The organism is Glutamicibacter sp. 2E12 (genome assembly GCF_050030965.1).
Taxonomy (GTDB): Bacteria; Actinomycetota; Actinomycetes; order Actinomycetales; family Micrococcaceae; genus Glutamicibacter.
This window is the reverse complement of record NZ_CP188297.1, coordinates 271,355-292,567: the sequence shown is the minus strand read 5'-3', so window position 1 is coordinate 292,567 and position 21,213 is coordinate 271,355. Positions and strand designations below refer to the sequence as shown.

Annotated in this window: 18 protein-coding genes and 1 tRNA gene; 15 read left to right on the top strand and 4 right to left on the bottom strand. The window is 61.5% G+C overall.

The window, feature by feature from the left end:
- Window positions 1–26: 26 nt before the first annotated feature.
- From ACP3TE_RS01320 to abc-f, 7 genes are all read left to right on the top strand, one after another.
- The gene (locus ACP3TE_RS01320) at window positions 27–1,148 is read left to right on the top strand and encodes a pseudouridine synthase (protein ID WP_426734949.1); all 1,122 of its coding nucleotides are present in this window, start codon (window positions 27–29) and stop codon (window positions 1,146–1,148) included.
- Window positions 1,149–1,151: 3 nt separating this feature from the next.
- Complete coding sequence (locus ACP3TE_RS01315) at window positions 1,152–2,252, top strand: prephenate dehydrogenase (protein ID WP_133834497.1); 1,101 nt, start codon at window positions 1,152–1,154, stop codon at window positions 2,250–2,252.
- Complete coding sequence (gene cmk, locus ACP3TE_RS01310; RefSeq protein WP_426734947.1) at window positions 2,234–2,929, top strand: (d)CMP kinase; 696 nt, start codon at window positions 2,234–2,236, stop codon at window positions 2,927–2,929. Before ACP3TE_RS01315 ends, cmk begins: the two co-directional genes overlap by 19 nt.
- A gap of 65 nt (window positions 2,930–2,994) precedes the next feature.
- Complete coding sequence (gene der, locus ACP3TE_RS01305) at window positions 2,995–4,527, top strand: ribosome biogenesis GTPase Der (RefSeq protein WP_105659051.1); 1,533 nt, start codon at window positions 2,995–2,997, stop codon at window positions 4,525–4,527.
- 101 nt (window positions 4,528–4,628) lie between these two features.
- Window positions 4,629–4,702, top strand: a tRNA-Pro gene (locus tag ACP3TE_RS01300).
- Between the two features lie 100 nt (window positions 4,703–4,802).
- Window positions 4,803–5,645 (top strand): PhzF family phenazine biosynthesis protein, encoded by an 843-nt coding sequence (locus ACP3TE_RS01295; protein WP_426734944.1) that lies wholly within the window; start codon window positions 4,803–4,805, stop codon window positions 5,643–5,645.
- A 209-nt stretch (window positions 5,646–5,854) separates the two neighbouring features.
- The gene (gene abc-f / locus ACP3TE_RS01290) at window positions 5,855–7,561 is read left to right on the top strand and encodes a ribosomal protection-like ABC-F family protein (protein WP_426734940.1); all 1,707 of its coding nucleotides are present in this window, start codon (window positions 5,855–5,857) and stop codon (window positions 7,559–7,561) included.
- Here abc-f and ACP3TE_RS01285 read toward each other — a convergent pair.
- A complete protein-coding gene (locus ACP3TE_RS01285) occupies window positions 7,554–8,024 on the bottom strand; it encodes a hypothetical protein (RefSeq protein ID WP_426734938.1) in 471 nt (156 codons plus the stop codon). The two genes, abc-f and ACP3TE_RS01285, sit on opposite strands and share 8 nt — an antisense overlap.
- 18 nt (window positions 8,025–8,042) lie before the next feature.
- Between ACP3TE_RS01285 and ACP3TE_RS01280 the strand changes: the two genes are divergently transcribed.
- Both ACP3TE_RS01280 and ACP3TE_RS01275 read left to right on the top strand, forming a co-directional pair.
- On the top strand, window positions 8,043–8,354 hold the full coding sequence (locus ACP3TE_RS01280) for a hypothetical protein (RefSeq protein WP_426734936.1): 312 nt from the start codon (window positions 8,043–8,045) through the stop codon (window positions 8,352–8,354).
- 211 nt (window positions 8,355–8,565) lie between these two features.
- The gene (locus ACP3TE_RS01275) at window positions 8,566–10,455 is read left to right on the top strand and encodes an FAD-binding monooxygenase (RefSeq protein ID WP_105662555.1); all 1,890 of its coding nucleotides are present in this window, start codon (window positions 8,566–8,568) and stop codon (window positions 10,453–10,455) included.
- A 236-nt stretch (window positions 10,456–10,691) separates the two neighbouring features.
- Here ACP3TE_RS01275 and ACP3TE_RS01270 read toward each other — a convergent pair whose 3' ends face one another.
- A complete protein-coding gene (locus ACP3TE_RS01270) occupies window positions 10,692–11,054 on the bottom strand; it encodes a DUF488 domain-containing protein (protein ID WP_426734934.1) in 363 nt (120 codons plus the stop codon).
- A 267-nt stretch (window positions 11,055–11,321) separates the two neighbouring features.
- On the opposite strand from ACP3TE_RS01270, the gene ACP3TE_RS01265 reads away from it, so the two are divergent.
- The 4 genes from ACP3TE_RS01265 (at window position 11,322) to ACP3TE_RS01250 (ending at window position 13,963) form a co-directional block, all read left to right on the top strand.
- A complete protein-coding gene (locus ACP3TE_RS01265; RefSeq protein ID WP_105659058.1) occupies window positions 11,322–11,774 on the top strand; it encodes an FHA domain-containing protein in 453 nt (150 codons plus the stop codon).
- Window positions 11,775–11,848: 74 nt separating this feature from the next.
- Window positions 11,849–12,604, top strand: a complete 756-nt coding sequence (locus ACP3TE_RS01260; protein WP_426734932.1) for a MerR family transcriptional regulator — start codon at window positions 11,849–11,851, stop codon at window positions 12,602–12,604.
- Window positions 12,605–12,644: 40 nt separating this feature from the next.
- The gene (locus tag ACP3TE_RS01255; RefSeq protein ID WP_105662558.1) at window positions 12,645–13,127 is read left to right on the top strand and encodes a bifunctional nuclease family protein; all 483 of its coding nucleotides are present in this window, start codon (window positions 12,645–12,647) and stop codon (window positions 13,125–13,127) included.
- Window positions 13,128–13,369: 242 nt separating this feature from the next.
- Window positions 13,370–13,963, top strand: coding sequence for a MerR family transcriptional regulator (locus tag ACP3TE_RS01250; protein ID WP_105659060.1), 594 nt, complete (start codon window positions 13,370–13,372; stop codon window positions 13,961–13,963).
- Between the two features lie 93 nt (window positions 13,964–14,056).
- On the opposite strand, the gene ACP3TE_RS01245 is transcribed toward ACP3TE_RS01250, so the two are convergent.
- Window positions 14,057–14,872, bottom strand: coding sequence for a ParA family protein (locus ACP3TE_RS01245; RefSeq protein WP_105659072.1), 816 nt, complete (start codon window positions 14,870–14,872; stop codon window positions 14,057–14,059).
- A gap of 351 nt (window positions 14,873–15,223) precedes the next feature.
- Between ACP3TE_RS01245 and ACP3TE_RS01240 the strand changes: the two genes are divergently transcribed.
- Both ACP3TE_RS01240 and ACP3TE_RS01235 read left to right on the top strand, forming a co-directional pair.
- Window positions 15,224–18,676: a pyruvate carboxylase gene (locus ACP3TE_RS01240; RefSeq protein WP_133834490.1), complete on the top strand. Its 3,453-nt coding sequence runs from the start codon at window positions 15,224–15,226 to the stop codon at window positions 18,674–18,676.
- Between the two features lie 98 nt (window positions 18,677–18,774).
- Window positions 18,775–19,317: a hypothetical protein gene (locus ACP3TE_RS01235; RefSeq protein WP_105662560.1), complete on the top strand. Its 543-nt coding sequence runs from the start codon at window positions 18,775–18,777 to the stop codon at window positions 19,315–19,317.
- Here ACP3TE_RS01235 and ACP3TE_RS01230 read toward each other — a convergent pair.
- Window positions 19,290–21,101: an AMP-dependent synthetase/ligase gene (locus tag ACP3TE_RS01230; RefSeq protein ID WP_426734928.1), complete on the bottom strand. Its 1,812-nt coding sequence runs from the start codon at window positions 21,099–21,101 to the stop codon at window positions 19,290–19,292. The two genes, ACP3TE_RS01235 and ACP3TE_RS01230, sit on opposite strands and share 28 nt — an antisense overlap.
- Between the last annotated feature and the right edge of the window lie 112 nt (window positions 21,102–21,213).

The window sequence follows — 21,213 nt, the reverse complement described above, 5'->3', positions numbered from 1 at the left end:
CGTAACAGCAAGGGACACAGGCAAGCATGAGCAGGGGACCATCCTCAGGCCGCAACGATCGCGGCAACAATTCAAACTTCGGCGGCAAGCCAGCAGGCGGCCGCGGCACTACCGGCGGCAAGTCCGGCGGCAAGGCCTACGGCAAGCCAGGCGGTGCAGGCCGCACCGGTGGCAAGTCCTTCGGCGAGAAGCCATTCGGCGAGAAGCCGTATGGCAAGTCCGCCTCGGGCAAGCCAGGGGAAAAGTCGAATTCGGCCAAGCGCAACACCGCAGCACCGCGCAAGAACTCCGAGCGTGCTTTCGGCAAGGAACGCTTCGGCAACTCCGTGCCGACCAACTATGCGCGCCCGACCCAGCGCGCCCGCGCCCAGGCTCGTGCCGAAAGCCAGGCAGCTCGCGAGATCAACGGCGAGCAGCAGGACGGCATCCGCCTGCAGAAGGCCATGGCCAACGCCGGGGTGGCCTCGCGCCGCGTCTGCGAGGAGATGATCCTCGAAGGCCGCGTCGAGGTCAACGGCAACCTGGTCGTCGAGCTGGGTTCGCGCGTGGATCCAGCCAAGGACCGCATCCACGTCGATGGCATGCGCATCCAGATGAACCAGGCAAACCGCTACTTCGTCTTCAACAAGCCGAAGCACGTGATGTGCACCATGGATGACCCGGAGGGCCGCCGCACCATCGCCGACTACTTCAAGAACGAGCACCACTCGCTGCGCTTGTTCCACGTTGGCCGACTGGACTACAAGACCGAAGGCGTCTTGATCCTGACCAACGACGGAGAGCTGGCCAACCGCCTGCAGCACCCGAAGTACGAAGTCCCCAAGACCTACCTGGTGCAGATCCCCGGTCCGCTGCCGCGTGCGGTGAGCAACCAGCTGCGCGAGGGAATCAAGCTCGAAGATGGCTGGATCAAGGTCGATGACCTGAAGATCATCGCCACCACCCCGAAGCACGTGATGGTCGAGGTGACCCTGCACTCGGGCCGCAACCGCATCGTGCGCCGCATGTTCGACGCCGTAGGCCACCCGGTCCAGCGCCTGGTGCGCGTTGCCGTGGGTCCGGTGCTGCTCGGCGACCAGAAGCAGGGCACCATCCGCTCCCTGGGCAACCAGGAAGTCGGGCACCTCATGGCCATGGTGGGGATGTAGCCCATGGCGTCTTCTCACCTTGCAGGCCCGGTGCTGGTCATCGGCACCGGCTTGCTGGGCACCTCGGTGGGATTGGGCCTGCGCGCCAAGGGCGTGCACGTCTACCTGTCGGATATTTCGCCGACCGCTGCCGGAGTAGCCCAGGACATTGGCGCCGGGGTGCTGCTGGAGCACCAGCAGATCGCCCCGGAACTGGTCGTGATCGGTGCTCCACCGGATGTCACCTCCGCCCTGGTGGGCGACGCGCTGCTGGCCTATCCGAACGCGGCCGTGGTGGACATCGCCAGTGTCAAGGGCTCGATCCTGGCCGGCGTGCTGGCGGACGAGCGGCTGGGCGAGGCCGAGACGTCCCGCTATGTGGGGACGCACCCGATGGCGGGCCGGGAGAAGTCCGGACCGGCCGCGGCCCGTGGCGAATTGTTCACCTCCATGCCGTGGGTCATCTGCGCCCATGAAGGAGCGCAGGCTTCGCGGGTCAAGGCCGCCGAATCCCTGGCCATCGACCTGGGTGCGACCATGTACCGGATGAGCGTGGCCGAGCACGATGAGTCCGTCGCGCTGATCAGCCACTTCCCGCAAGCGGCCAGCTCGATGATCGCCTCGCGCCTGCTGAACGCCGAAAGCCACCAGCTGGCCTTGGCGGGCAACGGGCTGCGCGACACCACGCGCATCGCGGCCAGCGACGAGAAGCTCTGGATCCAGATCTTCTCGCACAATGCCGCCGCACTGGTGCCGATCCTGACCGGGATGAAGGAAGATCTGGACCGGCTGATCAGCACGCTGCAGAACCCGCAGGGCCCCGGCGCGCTGCTGGACCTCTCGCAGCTGATGACCGAGGGCAACGCCGGCAAGGCCCGGATTCCGGGCAAGCACGGTGCACCGCCGCAGGCGTTCGCGTTGGTCACCGTCGTGATCGATGACCGGCCGGGGCAGATCGCCCAGTTGCTGACCGAAATCGGCGACGCGCAGATCAACATCGAGGATTTGCGCATGGAGCACTCCGCGGGCCATCAGGTCGGCATGGTGGATGTTTCGGTCGTGCCCGGCCGGCGCGATGAATTGATAGATGTATTGACCAAGAACGGATGGAAGGTAGCCCAGTGAGCACCTTGAACAACGACAAGCTGGTTATTGCCATCGACGGCCCTAGCGGCTCCGGCAAGTCCTCGGTCTCCAAGGCCGTCGCCCGCAAGCTGGGCGCAGCCTACCTGGACACCGGTGCCATGTACCGTGCGATCACCTACTCGGTGCTCGCCGATGGCACCGATCTGTCCAACGCCGAGGCCATTGCCCAGGCCGTGCGCGATGCCAAGCTGTCCATCTCGGTCGATCCTGATGCTGAACTGGTTGAAATCGGCGGTGTGGACGTGACCGCGGCAATCCGCGAACCACGCATCTCCGAGCAGGTTTCCGCCGTTGCCACCAACCTGGACGCGCGTGCCGAACTGGTCCGCCGCCAGCAGGAAATCATTGCGGCCAACACCCGCATCGTGGCCGAAGGCCGCGACATCACCACCGTGGTCGCCCCGGATGCCGATGCGCGCATCCTGCTGACCGCATCGGAAGAAGCCCGCCTGCGCCGCCGCGGCCTGCAGCTGGGCGGATCGCAGAACGAGTCGCAGCTGGCTACCCAGGTGCTGGCGCGCGATGCGAAGGACTCCACCGTGGTGAACTTCACCCAGGCCGCCGACGGAGTCATGACCGTAGACTCCTCGGACCTGGATTTCGAGCAGACCATCGACGCAGTGCTTGACGCAGTCGGCACTGCAACGAAAAACTAGCCTAAAGCTGGTGCCCATCCTCGGCGAGAGCCGATGAAGATTACGATCGCTGTGAAGGGAAAATCATGAGCGAGAACAACTCCACCCACGACGAGGAATACATCCCCGTTGGAGACGACGATATCGCCGAGCGCCTGGCCGAACTGAGCGAGGAAGAGGCCGCGGTTCGCGCCCAGGCCCTGCTCAGCGGACTGGAAGACTACGAACTGGACGAAGAGGACTCCGCCCTGCTTGCAGGCCTGGATAGCTTCGATGACGATGATGAAGACGTTGTCATTCCGCCGGTCCTGGCTGTTATCGGACGACCTAACGTCGGCAAGTCCACCTTGGTCAACCGCATCCTGGGCCGCCGCGAAGCGGTAGTCGAGGATACCCCGGGCGTCACCCGCGACCGCGTGTCCTATTCCGCCGAGTGGGTGGGACGCCCATTCACCATCGTCGATACCGGTGGCTGGGAGCACGATGCCAAGGGCATCCACGCCTCGGTTGCCGACCAGGCCGAAATTGCCGCCGACGTCGCTGACGCCATCCTCTTCGTGGTCGACTCCCATGTGGGCGCGACCGCAACCGACGAGGCTGTGGTGAAGATGCTGCGCAAGAAGGGCAAGCCGGTCTTCCTAGTGGCCAACAAGGTCGACGACTTCAACCAGGAAGCCGAAGCCGCCGCGCTGTGGGGACTGGGATTCGGCCAGCCATGGCCAGTCTCGGCCCTGCACGGCCGCGGCACCGCCGACCTGCTGGACGCTGTCATGGAGAAAATGCCGGCCCATTCGGCTTTCGGCGGCATGATCCCATCGGGCGGTCCGCGCCGCATTGCGCTGATCGGCCGTCCGAATGTGGGCAAGTCCTCGCTGCTGAACAAGGTGGCCGGCTCCGAGCGCGTAGTTGTCGACGATCTGGCCGGCACCACCCGCGATCCCGTGGACGAACTTGTCGAGCTGGGCGGCGAAGTCTGGCGCTTCGTGGATACCGCCGGTATCCGCCGCCGCCAGCACATGGCCGTCGGCTCGGACTACTACGCGTCGTTGCGTACCCAGACGGCGCTGGAGAAGGCCGAAGTCGCCGTCATCCTGCTGGCTGCCAATGAAACCATCTCCGAGCAGGACGTGCGCATCATCCAGCTGGCCATCGAAGCCGGCCGCGCGATGGTCATCGTCTACAACAAGTGGGATGAGGTGGATGAGGATCGCCGCTACTACCTGGACCAGGAGATCGAGCGCGACCTTGCCCATATCGAGTGGGCACCGCGCGTGAACATCTCGGCGAAGACCGGCTGGCACAAGGACAAGCTCGTTCCCGCACTGAATACCGCGCTGGAATCCTGGGACAAGCGCATTCCAACGGGCAAGCTGAACGCCTTCCTGGGCGAACTTGTCGCAGCCCACCCGCACCCGGTGCGCGGCGGCAAGCAGCCACGCATCCTGTTCGGCACCCAGGCTTCGGCCCGTCCGCCGCGCTTCGTGCTGTTCACCACCGGCTTCCTGGATCCAGGCTACCGCCGCTTCATCACCCGGCGGCTGCGCGAAACCTTCGGTTTCGAAGGAAGCCCCATCGAGGTTTCGATGCGAATCCGCGAGCGCCGCGGACGCAATCGCTAAATTTCGAATTTAGCCCTTCACTTGGTGTAGGCTAATAAAGGAGCTTTTCGCAGACGGCACCCTTGGTTCTCACGACTTGGGGATAACGGCTGCGAGGGCATCGGGCTATGGCGCAGCTTGGTAGCGCGCCTCACTGGGGGTGAGGAGGTCGCAAGTTCAAATCTTGTTAGCCCGACGATCCAATCGGAAAACCCCGTCGAGAGTTTCTCTCGGCGGGGTTTTGCCGTGCCTCCCCAGAATTCCACACCCACGGCGAAGATCCGGAAGATGGTCCAATGCAACGCAGATTCCAGCAGGTCGATGTCTTCGGCGCCACCCCGTACAAGGGCAACCCGCTAGGCGTGGTGCTCGACGGGCAGGGCCTGGATACCGAGTCGATGCAGGACTACTCGCTCTGGTCCAATCTCTCCGAGGTCACCTACGTACTGCCGGCCAGCGATGAGCGGGCCGACTACCGTTTCCGCATCTTTGCGCGCGAACGCGAATTCCCATTTGCCGGCCACCCTGCCTTGGGCACAGCGCGTGCCTGGCTGCATGCCGGGGGAGTGCCGCAGGATCCGAAGCAGCTGGTCGTCGAGTGCGAAGCTGGTTTGGTACCGATCAGGATCGAAGGTGAAACGCTTTCCTTTGCTTCGCCGCCGGCTGTTCGAACCGGTGCAATTGCACCGCACGAACTGACGGAAATGATCCAGATCCTGGGCATTGAGCCCGAGCAGATTGTGGATTCGCAGTGGACGGACAACGGGCCGGGGTGGGCCGCAGTGCTGCTGGAAAACTCGCAGCAGGTTTTGGACATCGCACCGCGGATCCCCAATAGGCCGGGACGCTGGAAAATCGGGGTCTTCGGCGCACTGCCGCAGTCGTCGGCACCGGAAAAATTCGAAGTCCGAGCTCTGGCCATCGAAAACGGGGGCTTGCGCGAGGATCCGGTCACCGGAAGCCTGAATGGAGCGGCCACGCAATGGCTGATGGCCGCCGGGCACGCCACCGCGCCACTGGTCAACCGGCAGGGTGCGAAAGTCGGACGCGATGGGCATGTGCATCTGGACTTGGCCGACGGCCAGATTTGGGTTGGCGGGGCCGCGAACGTCCTGATTGAGGGCATCATCGAGCTGTAGTGCGCAAAACCTTGCCTGTTGTGATGGCTTGGGCTTAGCCTTGAATGGTGGGAACGTTAATTCATGGAGTCCATTTCCTCTAGGCGGTAACCAGTGTCGAGCTTCGCTCCGCTGACGCCATCTTCATTGCACCTTTGTGGTGCCCGCCAACCACCAGCACCGCACCGGCCCTGATTACTCGGCGAACCGGTGCTAGGCAGGAAACTCCCATGACCCAGTCCCAAAATATCCACCAGTCTTCCCAGCATGAGCGCGAAACCGAACCGGACTACGTATGCTCATTGCAAGGCATCGCAGTCAGTTTCGGCGAACGGGATGTGCTGACCGGCATCGACCTTGCAATTTCCGGTACCGACCGCATCGCAGTACTTGGCGATAACGGTTCGGGAAAATCCACGCTGATGCGCGTGATTGCAGGGAATCTCGAACCCGACCACGGGCAGCGGAAGATGAACGCGCCCGGTGCCGTTGCCTACGCTGCGCAGAACCCGAGCTTCGCTGCGAACATGAGCGTGCAACAGGTGATCGATTCCTATCATCGGCGCTTCCGTGAACTGGAAGGCTTGATGCGCGTCGTCTCGGCCAAGCTCGAAGATGCTCCAGAACCTGTCGCCGAACGTTTGATGAAGCAGCTGCAGCAGGTTACCGACCTGTATGAGGCGGCCGACGGCTATTCGCTGGCTCCGCGCCTGGATAGCGCCTTGGAGCAGCTGGGCCTAGGAGATCTGGATCGCCAGCGCCTTGTGTCCCAACTTTCCGGTGGGCAGCGATCACGGCTGTCGCTGGCCTGTGTCCTGTGTTCGGGTGCGCAATTGCTCCTGCTCGATGAACCAACGAACGACCTGGACGAGGCGGCCATGAACTGGCTGGAGCGCACCCTGGATAAGCATCGCGGTGCGCTGGTGCTGATCAGCCATGACCGGATGTTCCTCAAGCGTTTTGCCCGATCCATCGTTGAGGTTGCCGACGGGTCGGTCGCGCATTACGGCAATGGCTATGACGGTTATCTGCATGCCAAGGAGCAGGAGCGCATCGCGATCCGCGTCGCCTACGAAAATTGGGTGCAGGAGCTTGAGCGTTCACAGAACTTGGTTGATAAGTATGCTTCACGCGTCAGCGCCATTCCGCGCAAGCAGGAGAAATCCAGTTTTGGACATGGAAATTTCCGGGCCCGCGATTCCAGCCATGGGTCGACCTCCAAGATCCGCCAGGCAAAATCCCGAATCGAAGACCTCGAAACCCACCGGGCACCCGAGCCGGCTGCTGAGCTGTCGTTCTTGATGCCCGGCAGCACCCAGGACCAGGCTGGTGGCGAAACCTTGCTGCAGGTGATGAACGCCCGGCGCGGCTCGGATCCGAAACTGTCCACGCCACGCTTCGACATCAAGCTCGGCGAGCGCTGGCTAGTCACCGGCCCCAATGGTGCTGGCAAATCCACATTGCTCAAAATGCTCGCCGGAGAACTGGAATGCGCCGAGGGGAAGATCGAGCGCGCTGCCAACTTGCACTGCGGTTGGCTCCGCCAGGAAGTCGGAATTTTTCCTGGCAGCACCCTGGTTGAAGCCTTCGCCGCGGCCACCGGCCAGTATGTCCAGGACGCCGGTGCGTCCCTGGCCCAGCTGGGCCTGTTTTCGCCGCAGGATTTCCTGCGGCACCCCATGGCGCTTTCGGTAGGCCAGCGCCGCCGCCTGGAACTGGCTATTGCGGTCAGCACCAAAGCGCAGATGCTGTTCCTGGACGAGCCGACGAACCATCTCTCACCGGCCTTGGTGGAGCAGCTGGAGTCAGCGCTGGCGGAATATCCGGGCGCCGTGGTCACGGTCAGCCACGACCGGCGCTGGCAGCAGAAAATGCGCGAGCATTCGGTGGTGCATCGGCTCGGGGTGGAAGCAGGACGCGTCGAGCTGATCAGGTAGCGCTGGAGTTCTGGCTTCTCAAGTTCAGTCCGCCATCAAACAGGTGCTGCGGGTCAGTTCTCTCGGACAGGGCACGCAGCCGGGTTCCGGTCTGCCCAGGCCAGGCGAGCTCGGCAGCCGAACGGCGAACGTCCGAAGAGTAGGCGCCGTACGCGCCGGTGCCCAGAACCTGCAGGGCAGCGAACGACTGGTCCTGCTCGGCGATGCCCAACGGGTGGATCCAGGTAGCTGCCAGCACTTCTTGATGCCGCGACCCCCAGGCGGTGGCGTGGGCCGGAACCCGGGCTACGGCACCGCCCAAGGCCCGCAATTCGCCGACCAGGCTGGCCCGATGGGCCAATGACTGCGCCATGGCATCGCCCAACTGCTCATCCGCATGATCGACCAGGACATCACGCATTTTGATGCGCTGCTGACCGGCATGCGACGAATTCGGGGCTGGCACGATCAGCGGATAAGGCACTAGCTCGGTGCGCGAATCGTGAAGTTGGGACAGGCCCAGGGCCTCGCGCAAGACCGGCGCTGCCTGATCTTGGCCATCATTCGCGAGGGAGCGGATCGGGAACCATCGGCGATCCTGCCATTTGCCGCGGACTGCGCTGCCACGGCCAGCATCATCCGCCCCTATCTGTCGGCCACCAAATGGAAGCCGTGGCTGGTCGGAGATGTCTCGTCCTCACGCGACTTGGAGATTGGCGGGAAGTTCAACGCGGTGCACGGAGCCTATGGGCGTTCGCAACTTAATGAAGAGCAGATGCTGGAGTATGCCGGACCCGAGTGGGAGCATCGGTAGCAGCTGGCATCAGTGATGGGCCCCGGCGCGAGGTTATTGCGCCGGGGCTTCTGCCCATCTGCGGCTTAGGGTGGCCGGCGCAGCGTGCGTGAACTTGTGCCTGAGCTCACAGATTGTATATGATTAGTGTGCGATAAAAGATCATGCAGTTCTAATATCGAACATTATATTTATTGACTGAGGTCATCACAGGGAATTGGGGGATGAAACGGTGCAGTTTCACCACAACGGATACATTTCAGCCGATCCACGGGTGCAGCCAGCGGCTGGCGTGGGCATAAACCGTCCCATGGAGATGCCCGATGTCATGGATGTGCTGATCGTCGGTGCCGGTCCCGCAGGCATCATCACCGCCGCCCAGCTTTCTCAGTTCCCTGATGTGCACACCCGCATCATCGACCGACGGCCCGGCCGCCTGGAAATCGGCCAGGCTGACGGGATCCAGTCACGCACGGTGGAGACGTTCCAGGCTTTCGGTTTTGCCGAGCGCATCACCGCCGAGGCCTACATCATCAAGGAAACCACCTTCTGGAACCCTGATCCGCAGAACCCGGATCAGATCATCCGCACCGACCGCACCGCCGATGATCCAACCGGCGTCAGCGAATTCCCGCACCTCGTGGTCAACCAGGCGCGCGTTATCGACTATTTCGCTGATTTCGCGGCGAACTCCCCAGCTCGCACCGTCCCGGACTACGGGTGGGATTTCAAGGAACTGGTCGTTGAAGACGGCGAAGAGTACCCGGTGAAGGTCACCCTGATCGGCTGCGGCGAGAGCAATGACGGCATTGAGCGTGTAGTGCGTGCCAAGTACGTGGTCGGTTCCGATGGGGCCAGAAGCAATGTCCGCCGCTCGATCGGCGCGAAGCTCTCCGGTGACAAGGCCAATCACGCTTGGGGCGTCATGGACACCCTGGGCCTGACCAACTTCCCGGATGTGCGCACCAAGTGCGCCATCCATTCCAAGGCTGGTTCGATCCTGCTGATTCCGCGCGAAGGCGGGCAGCTCTTCCGCCTCTACGTCGACCTGGGTGAAGTTCCGGAAGGGGATAACGGCAAGGTCCGCGAGACTCCGCTGGAAGAAATCATCGAGCGCGCCAAGGCGATTTTGAATCCCTATACCCTCGAGGTCAAGGACGTCGCGTGGCACAGCGTCTACGAAGTAGGCCACCGGCTGGCTGACCGCTTCGATGATGTGCCGGTTGAAGAGATCGGTACCCGTGAGCCGCGCGTGTTCATTACCGGCGACGCCTGCCACACCCACTCGGCCAAGGCCGGCCAAGGCATGAACGTCTCCATGCAGGACGGGTTCAACCTGGCCTGGAAGATCGGCTATGTGCTCTCGGGCCAAGCTCCGGAAAGCCTGCTGCGCACCTACTCGGACGAGCGCAAGGTGATCGCCAAGGACCTGATCGACTTCGACAAGAAGTGGTCCTCCATCATGGCTGCTACTGCGAAGGAGCTTGAAGGCCAAGAAGGCGTTGCCGAGTTCTATGTACGCACGGCCGAATTCCCTGCCGGCTTCATGACCGAGTACGCGGCATCTGCGCTGGTCGCCGGCAAGGAGCACCAGGAGCTGGCCGCCGGATTCCCCGTGGGCAAGCGCTTCCGCTCTTCGGAAGTCATGCGCTTGGCCGATGCCAACCCAACGCACCTGGGCCACCACCATCGTGCCGACGGCCGCTACCGCATCTACGTCTTTGCTGATCAGCAGCCGGTGGGAGAGTCCCAGAAAATTGCCGCCTTGTCGAGTTGGCTGCTGGAGAATGAGCGCTCGCCACTGGTTCGCTTCACGCCGAAGGGTGCCGACGCCGACGCGCTGTTCGATGTCAAGGTGGTCTACCAGCAGGACTACACCACGATGAACGTGAATGACGCGCCGAAGGTGTTCCGTCCGGACACCGGCGTGTTCGGCCTGATGGATTACGAGAAGGTCTACACCGCATTGGACGGCTCGGACATCTTCGAGGAGCGCCAGATCTCCCGCGATGGCGCGATCGTGATCGTCCGTCCGGATATGTATGTTGCCAGCATCCTGCCATTGGATGCGGCCAACGAGCTGGCCCGTTTCTTCGAGCCGATCCTGCTGGAGCAGAACTAGTAGCGCCCTCGCTCCACACATCACCGATGGCGCCGCGAGTATCTCGCGGTGCCATCGGTTTCCCTGCGCAGGGCGTCGCGTGGAAGTGCGGAATATTCTTTGTCGCAACATGGTTGAACCACCAAGGGACAGGACTTCGATGAAAGGTGCCACGGTGAGCCAGGAATTCAGCTTTGACCTTCAGCAGGTGGTCGATTCGGATATGGTGTGTGCCGACGGCGTGTGCTTCGTGCCGCCTACGGACCAGAGAGCTGATCGAGCAGATAGTCACGCAACACCACAGCATGATTAGCCTGCTCATTTTTTGCTCCGTAGACCAAAGTGACCACGGGATGCTGGTCCACTACTTCCAGAAAGCCATCGACAGCGGGGTTCTGATATAGCTCGGCGCGATAGTGCTGCGCAAATTCGCCAAAGCGGTCGGCATCGTGATCCCAGCCTTTGCGAAGCCCGGTGCTCGGTGCCAAGGCCTTGGCCCAGTGATCCAGCTGAAGGGCAGCCTTGCTCTTCCCGCGCGGCCAGAGCCTGTCAACCAGGATCCTGTAGCCGTCCTCGACGCTGGGCGCGGTATACGCGCGTTTGAGAAGTATCTTCGTCATGATTCACCTGAAAGTTCCTGATTTATCCTTGCATCGCCTCCATCTGTGGGAAAGGATCGAAGTGCAGGCGCTGCCAAGGCATCATCGTCTCTCTTGGCATCTTGCCACACTGGCAATCCCTTGCAGCGGAAAATATGTACTTTTCTGTTATCAGTTGGGCAGTGAGTAGGCTAATCTGTAAATAGTTTGGTATTACTGACTGTGCCAACACAGAACTCAAGGTCGTCACGCACGAACTGTTAACAGAATTTTCTGGAGGACCCCATAATGTCGGAACATCGGCCGGTTGACCCGCACAACGAGTCTGCCTCTGAGACGACCAATATCGCTCTTCCTGCGGTGCACAAGGGTGCTGAACCTTCGGTCATCTACACCCTGAGTGAGGATGAGAAAAACGCAGTTAACGCCCTGCCAGCTGGTTCTGCGCTGCTGATTGCCCATTCCGGACCAAACAAGGGCGCACGCTTCTTGCTGGACACCGACGAGAGCATCGCAGGCCGCCATCCAAACGCGGATATCTTCCTGGACGATGTGACCGTTTCGCGTCGGCATGCCAAGTTCTCCCGAACGGACGCGCGGTTCACGCTCAGCGACATCGGATCGCTGAATGGTACCTACATCAACGGCGACCGTATCGACGAGATCCCGTTGAGCACTGGTGTTCAGGTTCAGATCGGCAAATTCCGCCTGAATTTCTACCAAAGCGTTCCGAACCTTTAAACTAGTAGAGTTCGAGGTTTTGTCCGCCGGCGTCTGGCACGCCGACATATCCATACATCCGAGGTGTAGACCCTTTGCCGATCTTTGACGCAGCCCGCAGCCCACGTCTCGAGGCTCAACGCCACGAGACCGTCCGGCAGGCCGCGCTGAATATCGGCGAGGTGCTCTCGGAACTCAAGGATGAGTTCCCACGTGTCACTGCGTCCAAGATCCGCTTCCTGGAAGACAAGGGACTGATCATCCCGCAACGCACCTCCGCTGGATATCGAAAGTACTCCGCGTCGGATGTGAGCCGCTTGCGTTTCATCCTTTCGGTTCAGCGCGACCAGTACCTGCCGTTGAAGGTCATCAAGGACCATCTCGACTCGGTGGATCGCGGTGAAGCGCCAGCAGCATTGCCTGGGGGAGCCCCGGTGGCGCCACAGGCGGTCAACGATGACATGGCTGAGGCCGTGGAGCGCAAAACCCGTTCGGTGTCCTTGGCTGAACTGCAGGGGCTGACCGGTGCCAGCGAGGAGCTCGTTGGCGAATTGATAAAGTTCGGCTTAATCGAACCGGTTGCTGGCCTGTTCGACGCCAACAGCATCAAGGTCACCAAATCGGCCGTTCAGCTGGCGGGCCATGGCGTTGAACCTCGCCACCTGCGGCAGTTCCGTACCGCAGCTGATCGCGAGTTCTCGCTGATTGAATCGATTGTCGGCAACGAACTGAAGAAGCCTGAAGTCTCCGCTCGTGCCCGCGCTGCGGAAGAGGCCCAGGAAATCTCGCGCCAGTGCCTGGAAATTCACGAGGCCCTGGTGCAACGTGCTATTTCCCAACTGGATCGCTAGGCTGAATTCGAACAGGCAACAACAACTCTAAGGGGCTAGCATGCTGGAACTGGAGTTTGCCGGAATCCGTATTCAATTGCCGGCGAATCAGCCGCTGTTGCTGCTCAAATACCCTGAGCGTAATCTCTACCTTCCGCTGTGGATAGGTGCGCCCGAAGCCTCGGCCATCGCAATGTCTGAACAAGGGCTCACTCCGCCTCGGCCGATGACCCATGATCTGCTGCTCAGCGTCATTGAAAGCATGGACGTGAAGCTTGAGCGGATCGAAATAGTCTCGGTAAACAATGCCGTGTTCGTCGCGGAGCTTGTCCTTTCCAACGGCAAACGCGTAGATTCCCGTTCCTCGGATGCCGTCGCCCTTGCCGTGCGCGCCCAGTGCCCGATCATGTGCGCCGAGCACGTCCTGGAAGAAGCTGGCGTGGCCATCGAGAATGAAACTGGCGGCGAAGAGGCACCCGAAGAGCAGTTGCGCGAATTCCGTGAATTCTTGGACAATATTGATCCAGAAGATTTTTCTTCGTAGATATCGCGCGTTTGGTTTCAGTGGAATATTGGCCTTGAATTGGGTAATTCCCCAAGCCTGCGCGACACGCCTTAAAGTTAAGCTTGAAGGTCTTTGACCATTAGTCGTTATCGCCGTACCGTCTTTGCATAGGGACATTTAAAAAGAGCTGTTTTTTGATGGTCATCACTCGCATCTGCGCGGTTCTCATTCGGTCCCTGGATACTCGTTTAGGAACGTGCTGACACGCAAGGAGCAATTGGATGGAGTCTCGCCAGACTGGGCCTCACTATGGGGTCGACGGTGGCAACAAGCAATCCAGCACCCAGGGATTGCTCTTCACCGATGACCTGCCTGAGCTGGATGAACATGCCGGCTACCGCGGTCCAATTGTGTGCAAGGCAGCCGGCATTACCTACCGCCAACTCGACTACTGGGCACGTACTGGCCTGGTAGAGCCGGCAGTGCGCGGAGCCAAGGGATCCGGCAGCCACCGCCTTTATTCATTCCGGGATATCCTCGTGCTCAAGGTTGTCAAGCGGCTGCTGGACACCGGAGTATCCCTGCAGCAGATCCGTTCGGCCGTTTTGCACCTGCGTGAACGCGGCGTTGAGGACCTTGCCCAGATCACGTTGATGAGCGATGGAGCTTCGGTCTACGAATGCACCAGCGCCGACGAGGTCATTGACCTTGTCCAGAAGGGCCAGGGCGTATTCGGCATCGCCGTAGGCCGTGTTTGGCGCGAGGTGGAAGGTTCCCTTGCCCAGCTGCCTTCAGAGAGCTCTGTGCAGCAGACCCTGCCAGAAGATGAATTGGCTGCCCGTCGGGCTGCCAAGGCGGCGCGCAACGTCGGCTAGGGCCGGCAGATAATTCAAGAGCTTAAGCAATTGACCGGATCTTCCTTGAAGGAAGATCCGGTCAATTGCTTAAGCTGCTATCCGTATCCGGGCCTAGGTGTTGTTCGGGCCTGCTGCGGACATGACTTCCTTGAGCAACGCGTCGAACTGAGCCAGCATCGGAGCAGTAGCCTTGGAAGGCCACTGGTGCACCGAGTACGCGGCACCTTGGATCTGCTGCCATTCCGGGTGTTCGGGAATCTCGGGCTTGACCATGGAGTCGCCGAACATCTGGCGCATTTCGCCCAAACGGAAGGTATGCTCCGCGGAGTCCTTGCGGACGCGGTTGGCGACAACACGTACCGGTCCCAGGGAAGGAGCGAATTCACGGCGGAAGAGTTCCAATGCGCGCTGGGTGCGCTCGGTGCCGGCCACGGAGAACAAGCTGGGTTCTGCCACTAGCACGAGCTGATCCGACGCGCTCCATGCCATGCGGGTCAAGCCGTTCAGCGATGGCGGGCAGTCGATGAGAACCAACTGGTAACCGCTGGTGCGGCTCAGAAGCTGGGAGAGGCGGCGTAGGTCGCGGGTCCGCAGATCTGGTCGATCGTAGATGCCGGTGAATGCGTCGCCAACGGCAACATCGAGCACTGGAATGCGGGTACGGGATTTCTTCTCTGCTGCCTTGGACTGCCAAGCGCTGGCGACAACCTGATCTTGCAGACGGGCGCGACGAGCGTTCTTGAGCATTTGCCCAATTGGCTGCTTCCCATTAGCCCGGACTCCAAGGCCAGTGCTGGCATCCGCATGGGGATCCAGGTCAATGACGAGAGTCGGAATGCCGGCGGCAAGTGCTGCTGAAGCCAATCCGAGTGTCACGGAGGTTTTTCCTACGCCACCCTTGAGGCTGCTGATGCTCACTACGTGCACGGACCAGACCACGCCTTTCACTGTTCGTTAGTTTAAACGTCCCACCGAATTTTTAGTCTCTCATCATCATAGTGTGCCGAGCCGTGTTTCTCCGACTTTGCAACGTCAGTTTTTGCCATTAGGCACAAGTTAGTGATTAAAACTTCAAAGATCCAATTATTTCATGTGGTCTGACCACAAGGCGAAATGTTTGGACGTTCTGGAGAATCCCCGTGTAGTGTGTTTCACAGAAGTGGCAAATGCTAGCTGCTTTTCGAGACCCGACACGCTGGGATGGCGGGCCTGCACCTGAGGGGAACAGTCCTGATTGTGCCGTTGAACCAGCGTGTACAGATTCGATGTAGGGACACTATGTTTGAAAAGATCTTGGTCGCCAACCGCGGTGAGATTGCGATTCGCGCTTTCCGCGCCGGCTACGAGCTGGGCGCAAAGACCGTTGCTGTCTACCCACATGAGGATCGCAATTCGATCCACCGTCAGAAGGCCGCAGAGGCCTACCAGATCGGCGAAGAGGGCCATCCGGTCCGCGCCTACCTGGATATCGACGAGATTATCCGCGTTGCCAAAGAAGCCGGCGCGGATGCAATCTACCCGGGCTACGGCTTCCTCTCGGAAAATCCTGACCTCGCACGAGCTGCCGAAGCAGCAGGCATCAAGTTCATCGGTCCAAAGGCGGACGTGCTTGAACTGGCCGGCAATAAGGTAGCGGCGCTGAAGGCTGCTCGCGAGGCAGGCATTCCGGTACTGGAATCCTCCGAGCCAAGCGATGATGTTGATTACCTGATTGCCGAGGCCGATCGCATCGGCTTCCCGATCTTCGTCAAGGCTGTAGCCGGCGGCGGCGGTCGCGGCATGCGCCGTGTCGACAAGCGCGAAGACCTGCCGGAGCTGATGGGCGCGGCAATGCGCGAAGCCGGCACCGCCTTCGGGGACCCCACCGTTTTCCTGGAACAAGCAGTGCTGCGTCCGCGCCACATCGAGGTGCAGATCCTCGCCGACGAGCAGGGCAACATTGTCCACCTGCATGAGCGCGACTGCTCGCTGCAGCGCCGCCACCAGAAGGTTGTCGAAATCGCTCCAGCACCGAATCTGGATGAATCGATTCGCCAGGCGCTGTTCCGGGACGCCGTGAAGTTCGCGCAGACTCTGGGCTACCAGAACGCAGGCACCGTCGAATTCCTCGTTGATACCGTGGGCGACCGCGCCGGGCAGCACGTATTCATTGAAATGAACCCGCGCATCCAGGTTGAGCACACGGTGACCGAAGAGGTTACCGACATCGACCTGGTGCAGGCGCAGATGCGCATCGCTGCTGGCGAGTCGCTGAAGGATCTGGAGATCAGCCAGGACACCATCCAGGTGCGTGGCTGGGCCTTGCAGTCCCGCATCACCACCGAAGATCCAGCCAATGGCTTCCGTCCGGATGTTGGAACCATTACCGTCTACCGCTCCGCCGGCGGCTCGGGTGTCCGTCTGGATGGCGGCACGATCTACACCGGCGCCGAGGTGTCCCCGCACTTCGACTCGATGCTGGTCAAGCTCACTTGCCGTGGCCGTGACTACCAGACGGCTGTGGCTCGCGCCCGCCGTGCGCTGGCCGAGTTCCGCGTGCGCGGTGTGGCCACCAACATCCCGTTCATCCAGAATGTGCTCAGTGATCCGCAGTTCCTGGCCGGTGATGTCGCTACCGACTTCATCGACTCCCGCCCGGATCTGCTCACCGGCAATGAATCCCAGGACCGCGGTACCAAGGCGCTGAACTTCCTGGCCCATGTCACGGTGAACCAGCCAAATGGCAGCCGTGTCGAGGGAATCGACCCGCGCAAGAAGCTTCCTGCTTTCCCGGGTGACAAGACCGACGAGCCAGAGCGTTCGCCATTCGATGGCCCCTCCAAGTCCGCCGTGCCGGCCGATGGCTGGCGCCAGAAGCTGCTGGATCTCGGTCCGGAAGGATTCGCCAAGGCCCTGCGCGAGTCGAAAGCGGTGGGCATCACCGATACCACCTTCCGCGATGCGCACCAGTCGCTGCTGGCCACCCGCGTCCGCACCCGCGACCTGCTCGCGGCAGCACCGGCCTACGCGCACAACGTCCCGCAGCTGTTCTCCATGGAAGTCTGGGGCGGTGCCACCTACGATGTGTCCCTGCGATTCCTGGGCGAAGATCCCTGGAAGCGCCTGGAGCTGCTGCGTGCGGAGCTGCCGAACATCCCGTTGCAGATGCTGCTGCGCGGCCGCAATACCGTGGGCTACACTCCATACCCAACCGAGGTCACCGACGCTTTCGTGAAGGAAGCCGCGTCCGCAGGCATCGACATCTTCCGCATCTTCGATGCGCTGAACGATGTTTCGCAGATGGCTCCGGCCATCAAGGCGGTACGCGACACCGGCACGGCAGTCGCCGAAGTGGCCCTGTGCTACACCGGCAACCTGCTGGATGCCAACGAGAAGCTGTACACCCTGGACTACTACCTGGAGCTGGCACAGCAGATCGTCGACGCTGGCGCGCATATCCTCGCAATCAAGGACATGGCCGGCCTGCTGCGCCCAGCGGCAGCAACCAAGCTGGTCACGGCCCTGCGCGAACGCTTCGATCTTCCGGTGCACCTGCACACCCACGACACCTCCGGCGGGCAGCTGGCGACGTTGATGGCTGCCATCGACGCCGGTGTGGACGCCGTCGACGTGGCCAGCGCGGCCATGGCGGGCACCACCTCGCAGCCATCGGCCTCTGCACTGGTCGCAGCGCTGGAGTTCACCGAGCGTGATCCCGGCCTGTCACTGGATGCCGTGGCGTCGCTGGAACCGTACTGGGAAGCAGTGCGCGCCATGTACAAGCCATTCGAATCCGGACTGCCAGCGCCAACCGGCCGTGTCTACCAGCACGAGATTCCGGGCGGCCAGCTTTCGAACCTGCGCCAGCAGGCCATTGCATTGGGCCTGGGCGAGCGTTTCGAAGCGATCGAATCGATGTACGCCTCGGTCAATGACATGCTCGGCAATGTGGTCAAGGTGACTCCATCGTCCAAGGTCGTCGGCGACCTGGCCTTGCAGCTGGTGGGTTCCGGAGTCCCAGCCGCGGACTTCGAAGCGAACCCGCAGAACTACGACATCCCGGATTCGGTCATCCAGTTCCTCTCGGGAGAGCTGGGCAACCCTCCAGGCGGCTGGCCGGAACCGTTCCGCACCAAGGCGTTGCAGGGACGCAATGTCAAGGCCCATGTCGAGGACCTCTCGGCAGAGGACCTGGCAGCGCTGCAGGCGGATTCGGACACGATTCGCGGTACCCTGAACCGGTTGCTCTTCGCTGGCCCAACCCGTGACTTCGAGAAGTCGGTGGAGAACTACGGCGATTTGTCCGTCCTGCACACCCGCGACTACCTCTACGGCCTGGTTCCCGGCTTTGAGCATGTCATTTCGCTGGGTACCGGTGTTCGATTGCTGGTCAGGCTGGTATCGGTATCGGAAGCCGATGAGAAGGGCCTGCGCACCGTCGTGGTCAACCTCAACGGCCAGTCCCGCCAGCTCAAGGTCCGCGACGAATCGGTAGAATCCACCGTGAAGTCCGCGCCGAAGGCCGATCCGAACAACAACGGCCACGTCGCTGCACCCTTCGCGGGAGCGGTGACTGTGAACGTCAAGGTCGGCGACCTGATCGAGGCCGGCCAGTCCGTGGCCACCATCGAAGCAATGAAGATGGAAGCTGGCATCACCGCCAACGCGGGCGGCGTGGTCAGCCAGGTAACCCTGAATGGCACCAGCCAGGTACAGGGTGGCGATCTGCTGCTGGTGATCGAACCCAAGTAGCATCCGCAGTACCCAGAGCACGGGGGCTCGTGACCAAAGTTGCGGGCCCCTGCGCTCTGCCAACTAATCGTGCGAACCACAAAGCAGAAGGAGCTGTGATGCGCCCAAGCAAGATGACGCCCGGGGCTGTGCCCGCCCGGCTGAGGCAGCAGGTTGCCGAGCTGGGATCCAAGGGCCAGCCGATCACGGTACTGGTCTTCACCCTCGACACGCATCTTCCGTTCTGCGAAATCGCAGAGCACCTGGCCGAACAATTCGGCGAATTGGATTGCAAGGCCCAGGTGGCCACGGCCGGACCGCAGCGCGTGCAATCGGTGATGGACGGGAAATTCACCGGCACCAACGTGTTGGTGGTTGTGGGCGATACCAGTGCCGACTCGGAAGACCGGCTCATGGAATTGGTCGAATGGCTGCTGGCCAATGGCCGCAAGGACCTGGCTGGGAACCTGATCTACGCGGTGCTTGGCCACGAGCACCAGAATCACGCCACCCAGGCATTCAGCCGCGTGGTATTGCCGCGCAGCTACTATGCCCGAACACAGCAAAGCGGCCTCAAGTTGCCTTGGGCCGCCTCAGCTCGCGAATCGTGGGAGCTGGCTAATGCAGTGCTGGACTATGCTGTCGGCTTGGGCGCCGAGTAGATGCCTTCGATCACGGCTTCGTAGTCCTTGAGCACTACTGCACGCTTGATCTTCATCGAGGGAGTCAAATGACCGGTTTCCTCGGTGAAGTCAGCAGGCACAACGCGGAAGGACTTGATCGCCTCGGCCTTGGATACCGAGGTGTTGGCCTTGTCGATGACCGCCTGCACGGTTTCGAGCACCTTTGGATGGGTCGATAGCTCGTCCAGCGACAGGTTCTGGTCCATCTGGTGACGGGCCAGCCAACCTGGCAGGGCTTCTGGATCCAAGGTCACCAGGGCCGCAATGAACGAGCGGCCCTCGCCGATGACCACGCACTGGGAAACCAGCGCGTCGGCGCGGATCTGGTCCTCAAGCAGCGCAGGAACCACGTTCTTGCCGCTGGCGGTGACGATGATTTCCTTCTTGCGCCCGGTGATTCTCAGGAATCCGTCGGCGTCGAGTTCGCCGATATCCCCGGTGCGGAACCAGCCATCGGTGAAGGTCTCATCCTGCAGCTCTGGACGGTTGCGGTAGCCGCGCATCACGCAAATGCCCTTGGTGAGGATCTCTCCGTCCGCGGCGATGCGCACGGCGTTGCCCGGCAGCGGCTTGCCTACGGTGCCGATCTTGATCCGGTCCAGGGTGTTCACCGTGATCGGTGCGGTGGTTTCAGTCAGGCCGTAGCCTTCCAGAATGGTGACCCCGATGCCGTTGAAGAAGTGGCCGAGGCGCTCGCCCAGCGGACCTCCGCCGGAGACCGCATGGCGGATGTTGCCACCCATCGCGGTGCGCAGTTTCTGGTAGAGCAGGACGTCGAAGAGCTTGTGCTTCAGGTTCAGCACGAGCGGTACCTTGCCCTCCTGCTTGGCGCGGGAGTATGCCACTGCAACGTCAACGCCGGCGTGGAAGATCTTGCCCTTGCCGCTATCTTCAGCCTTGAGCATGGCCGAGTTGTAGACCTTCTCGAAGACGCGTGGCACAGCGAGGATGAAGTTCGGCTTGAAGGACTGGAGGTCCTCGAGCAGGTGCTTGACATCGGGGGTGTGTCCGGTGCGGCAACCAGCGGCAATGTTGACTACCGAGATGAAGCGGGCGAAAACGTGAGCCAGCGGGAGGAACATGATGGTCGATGCGCCCGGGTAAACGGCGCCGGGCAAGGTAGCCACAGCGTTCTCCGCCAGCTCCACGAAGTTGCCGTGGGTCAGCTCGCAGCCCTTGGGGCGGCCGGTGGTGCCCGAGGTGTAGATGATCGTGGCGATGTCATCCAATGCTGTGCCCGAACGGCGGGCTTCGAGCAACTGGTCATCGACGTTCCGGCCATCTTCGGAGAGCTGTTCCAGCCCGCCATCGAACTGCCAGACGTGATCCAGTCCGTCGAGCTGTTCCTGATGGGCGGCGCGGCGGACCACGGCTTCCTGGGCGGCGGCCTCAACGACGACGGCCTTGGCACCGGAATCGGAAACGATCCAGGCAACCTGGCTAGGGGAGGAAGTTTCATAGACGGGGACGGTGACGCAGCCGGCGAACCAGATGGCGAAGTCAACCAGCGTCCACTCGTAGCGGGTCTTGGCCATCAGCGCGATGCGGTCGCCAGGTTCGATGCCATTGGCGATGAACCCCTTCGCAATAGCCCGGGCGTCGGCAGCGAACTGCGATGCCGTGACATCATTCCACGTTCCGTCGGTTCCCGGCTTTGAGAACAATGCCGGGTTGGCCGCTGAATTCGCGTGGCGTAATAGCAGATCTGTAATATTCGACTGCTGTGGCGAATGAATGCGAATTGGCGAGCTGTATTCGCGCATCTGGTCTTCAACTCCTGAAACTCTGTGTGACCCCATTAGCAATAGCGGGTAACCCGCATCACATATTTATTACTATAGAGTAACCTACCGTGTGGTGTACTCAAAGCCGTTT